Below are 1,128 nucleotides of genomic sequence, written 5' to 3'. Positions count from 1 at the left end.
GGTCTGGTATTCCGAACGGGTCAGGCCGATGGATACCTTGTTACCGGTACCGAGGAAGTTGCTCTGGCTGATCGAACCACCCAGGATCAGGCCGGCGCTCTGGGCGAAACCGACGCTGGCGGTGATCGAGCCGGAGGCCTGCTCTTCGACGCTGTAGTTGACGTCGACCTGGTCGTCGGTGCCAGGCACCTGCGGGGTCTCGACGTTGACTTCCTTGAAGAAGCCCAGGCGCTCAAGACGGGTCTTGGACTGGTCGATCAGGTAGGTCGACGCCCAGCCGCCTTCCATCTGGCGCATTTCGCGACGCAGCACTTCGTCTTCGGTCTTGGTGTTGCCGCGGTAGTTGATGCGGTTGACGTAGGCACGCTTGCCCGGGTCGACCACGAACATGATGTCGACCGTGTGGTCCTGGTCGTTGGGTTGCGGCACGCCGTTGACGTTGGCGAAGGTGTAGCCTTCGTTACCCAGGCGACGGGTGATCAGCTCGGACGTGGTGGTCATCACCTTGCGCGAGAATACCTGCCCCGGCTGCACCAGCAGCAGCGACTTGACCTGGTCTTCCGGCACCTTGAGGTCACCGGACAGCTTCACGTCGCGAACGGTGTATTTCTCGCCTTCGTTGATGTTGACGGTGATGTAGACGTGCTTCTTGTCCGGCGTGATGGACACCTGGGTGGAGGCGATGTCCATGTTGATGTAGCCGCGGTCCAGGTAGTAGGAACGCAGGCGCTCCAGGTCACCGGAGAGTTTTTCACGGGCGTACTTGTCGTCGTTCTTGAAGAACGACAGCCAGTTGGTGGTCTTCAGCTCGAACAGCTGACCCAGGGTCTCATCATCGAATACGTTGTTGCCCACGATGTTGATGTGCTGGATGGCGGCGACGGTGCCTTCGTTGATCTTGATCTTCAGCGCCACACGGTTGCGCGGCTGCGGCACCACTTCGGCGTCGACCTCGGCCGAGTAGCGCCCCTGGGCCACGTACTGGCGTTGCAGTTCGTTACGCACACCTTCGAGGGTGGCACGCTGGAAGATCTCGCCTTCGGCCAGGCCCGATTGCTTCAGGCCCTTCATCAGGTCTTCGGTGCTGATCGCCTTGTTGCCTTCAATCTCGATGCTCGACACCGACGG

1 protein-coding gene is annotated in these 1,128 nt (G+C 60.7%); it reads right to left on the bottom strand.

Annotation, left to right across the window (positions count from 1 at the left end; translation table 11 throughout):
- On the bottom strand, nt 1-1,128 hold a 1,128-nt coding region (bamA, locus tag V7787_RS52820; RefSeq protein WP_336095454.1), incomplete at both ends, for an outer membrane protein assembly factor BamA.

The sequence above is a fragment of the Pseudomonas sp. CGJS7 genome (genome assembly GCF_036961695.1).
This window is presented reverse-complemented; position numbering and strand designations above follow the sequence as displayed.